The organism is Clostridia bacterium (assembly GCA_019683875.1).
Lineage (GTDB): Bacteria > Bacillota > Sulfobacillia > RBS10-35 > Bu92 > Bu92.
Genome location: JADGHN010000158.1, coordinates 1 through 3,084, shown reverse-complemented (window position 1 = coordinate 3,084; position 3,084 = coordinate 1). Strand labels below are relative to the sequence as shown.

3 protein-coding genes are annotated in these 3,084 nt (G+C 72.4%); 1 reads left to right on the top strand and 2 read right to left on the bottom strand.

Annotation, left to right across the window (positions count from 1 at the left end; translation table 11 throughout):
• A partial coding sequence (locus tag IRZ18_09245; GenBank protein MBX5477289.1) for an acyl-CoA dehydrogenase family protein occupies positions 1-1,566 on the top strand: 1,566 nt, incomplete at its 5' end.
• A gap of 39 nt (positions 1,567-1,605) precedes the next feature.
• On the opposite strand, the gene IRZ18_09240 is transcribed toward IRZ18_09245, so the two are convergent.
• A complete protein-coding gene (locus IRZ18_09240) occupies positions 1,606-1,761 on the bottom strand; it encodes a hypothetical protein (GenBank protein MBX5477288.1) in 156 nt (51 codons plus the stop codon).
• Between the two features lie 53 nt (positions 1,762-1,814).
• Positions 1,815-2,996 carry an N-acetyl-alpha-D-glucosaminyl L-malate synthase BshA gene (gene bshA, locus IRZ18_09235; GenBank protein MBX5477287.1) on the bottom strand — a complete coding sequence of 394 codons (1,182 nt, stop codon included), beginning with the start codon at positions 2,994-2,996 and terminating at the stop codon, positions 1,815-1,817.
• Between the last annotated feature and the right edge of the window lie 88 nt (positions 2,997-3,084).

Here is a 3,084-nt window from a genome sequence, read left to right as displayed (position 1 = left end):
GGTGGCATGGGCCTCGACAAGCTCAGCGCCGCGCTCGTCACGGAGAAGCTGGCCGTCACGGGCAGCTTCGCCGTCAGCGTGGGCGCGCACACGGGGATCGGCAGCCTGCCCATCGTGTTCTTCGGCAACGAGGACCAGCGCCGCCGCTACCTGCCGGACCTGGCCTCGGGCAGGCGCCTTGCGGCGTACGCGCTCACGGAGCCGGGCTCGGGCTCGGACGCCCTGGGCGCCCAGACGACGGCGCGCCTCTCCGAGGACGGCCGGCACTACCTGCTCCGCGGGCAGAAGCAGTGGATCACCAACTCCGGCTTCGCGGACGTGTTCGTCGTCTACGCCAAGGTGGACGGCGACAAGTTCACGGCGTTCATCGTCGACCGCGACCTGCCCGGCGTGAGCGTGGGGCCGGAGGTGCACAAGATGGGCATCAAGGGCTCCTCGACGCGCATGGTCTACTTCGACGACGCGCCGGTGCCGGTGGAGAACGTGCTGGGCGAGATCGGCAAGGGGCACGTGATCGCCTTCAACATCCTGAACATCGGCCGGCTGAAGCTGGGCGCCGGCTGCGTCGGCTCCTGCAAGGAGCTGATCGGCATCGCGACGCGGTACGCGGCGGAGCGGCGCCAGTTCGGCAAGCCGATCCTCGACTTTCCCCTCATCCAGGAGAAGATCGCGCGCATGGCGGCGCGCACGTACGCGCTTGAGAGCATGTCCTACCGCACGTATGGGCTGATCGACGAGCGCCTGGCCGCGCTCGGCGACGTCGTCGACGGGCGGGACGCCGCCCGCGCGATCGAGGAGTTCGCCCTGGAGTGCTCCGCCATGAAGGTCTTCGGCTCGGAGGCGCTGGACCACGTCGTCGACGAGGCGGTGCAGATCCACGGCGGCTACGGCTACATGCAGGAGTTCGCCGTGGAGCGGGCCTACCGGGACGCGCGCATCAACCGGATCTTCGAAGGGACGAACGAGATCAACCGGCTCCTCGTCGTGCAGACCCTCATGCGCCGGGCGATGAAGGGGCTGCCGGTGCTGCAGGCCGCCGCCGACGCCCTCAAGCGCCTCGCGCCCGTGAGCCGCGCTGCGGCGGCGCAAGGCGTGTCGGCGGCGTGGTACCTGGACGGCGCGCACGCGTCCGACGAGCTCGCGCCGGTGCGCGCGTGGGTGGGCGCCGCGCGGGATCTGGCGCTCGCCGTGGCGGGCCAGGCCACGCAGGCGTACGGCATGGCGCTGGAGCAGGAGCAGGAGATCCTGCGCGCCATGGCGGACGTGGCCATCGAGCTGTACGCGGTGGAGAGCGCGCTCCTGCGGGCGGAGAAGGCGGCGCGCGCCGGCCGGGACGGCTCGGGCCTGCACCGGCGCCTGGCCCGGGCGTACGCGCTGGAGGCCTCGCGGCGCGTGGCGGAAGCGGCGGCGGACATCGTGACGGCGGCCGTCCAGCCGGAGTACCGGACCGGATGGCGCGCGCTGGCGGAGTCGCTCGCGCTCTTGCCGATGGACGGCTGGGTGGAGTTGCGCCGGTCCATCGCCGCGGACGTGCGTGCGGCGGGCGGATACCCGCTCAACGTCTGACGTCGCCGCCCGGCCGGGGATGGCGGCGGACGCGGCCCGTCACTTGTTGCGCGCGCGGTGGTCGTGGCTTTTCATGAACCAAAAGGCCCCGAGGATCAGGGCCGCGGTCAGGACGACGGCGACGACCAGCCCCACTCCGCCGTAAAGACCGGTGAAACGGGCCAGGATGGCAAGGGCGCCGGCCGCGTGCGTCATGCGGGTTCCTCCTCACACAGTGGAGTGTCCCGCCGCGGCCGGCGCCTATGCGCTCACGCTTCGAAACGGCTCGTCGCTCCGGCGGCCGGCCGGGTCGCCCGCGCGACCGCGCGGCGGTACACCTCGACGTACATCGGGATGACCCGTTCCGCCGTGAACCGCTCCATGACGCGGCGGCGGGCGTTTGCGACGATCGTCTCGCGGAACGCCGCGTCCGTGAGCAGGCGGAGGCCGCCTTCCGCCATGGCCTCGACGTCTTCCGGCGGGTAGAGCAGCCCCGAGACGCCGTGCTCGATGACCTCCGGCAAGCCGCCCACTGCGCTGGCCACCACCGGCACGCCCGCGGCCATCGCCTCCAGAGCGGAGAGCCCGAAGCCTTCATCCGCGGAAGGAAGCAGGAACAGGTCCGCGATGCGAAAGATGGGCGCCACGTTCGGGTGCGTGCCCATGAAGACCACGCGGTCCTCGACGTCCTCGACCACCGCCTGCCGGTACGCGGCGGGCGAGTCCGGCCCCTCGCCGACGAGTAACAGCCGCGCCGGCCGGCGCCGCGCGATGCGCGCGAAGATGCGCACCACGTCCTCCACCTTCTTGACCGGGCGGAAATTCGAAGCGTGGAGCACGACGGCCTCGTCCGGGCCGGCGTACTGCGCGCGCAGCGACCGGTCGGGCGGCCCGCCGTAGACGGCCGGATCGACGAAGTTCGGGATGACGTCGATCGGCCGCCCGAGCCCGAACTGCTCCCGCGCCTTTTCGGCCATGTACGCGGACACGGTCGTGACGGCGTGGGCGCGCTCCAGCGTGTGCGCCAGCACCGGGCGCAACGCCGGGTCGCGGCCGAGCATCGTCACGTCGGAACCGTGCAGCGTGGCCACGATGGCCGGCGCCCGGTCGCCGAGCACGCTCGCCGCCAGCCAGGCGGCCGACACGTGCGGGACGGCGTAGTGCACGTGCAGCACATCCAGCCGCACGCGGCGCACGATGTTGACGATGGTGCCGGCGAGCGCAGCCTCGTACGGCGCGGCGACCAGCACCGGGTGCTCCGGCGCCGTGACGGGATGGTAGGTCAGCCGGCCGCGGCACGGGTCCAACCGGAAGGGCACGTCGTGGCTGAAGATGTGCACGTCGTGGCCGCGCCGCGCCAGCTCGCAGGCGAGCTCCGTGGCCACGATGCCGCTGCCGCCCGGCGACGGGTAACAGACGATGCCGATCTTGAGCGGCGTGTCCGCCGACATGTCCACCGCCTCCTCGAACGTCACGCAGAGCGCCTCACAGCAGGTCCCTGAGCCCGGCGACGCGCCAGGGGCCGACGCGCACGAACCC

Bases quoted from the DNA above. Each gene is read 5' to 3' on its own strand.
- IRZ18_09240 (MBX5477288.1), bottom strand. From the start codon at position 1,761: ATGACGCACGCGGCCGGCGCCCTTGCCATCCTGGCCCGTTTCACCGGT.
- bshA (MBX5477287.1), bottom strand. From the start codon at position 2,996: ATGTCGGCGGACACGCCGCTCAAGATCGGCATCGTCTGTTACCCGTCG.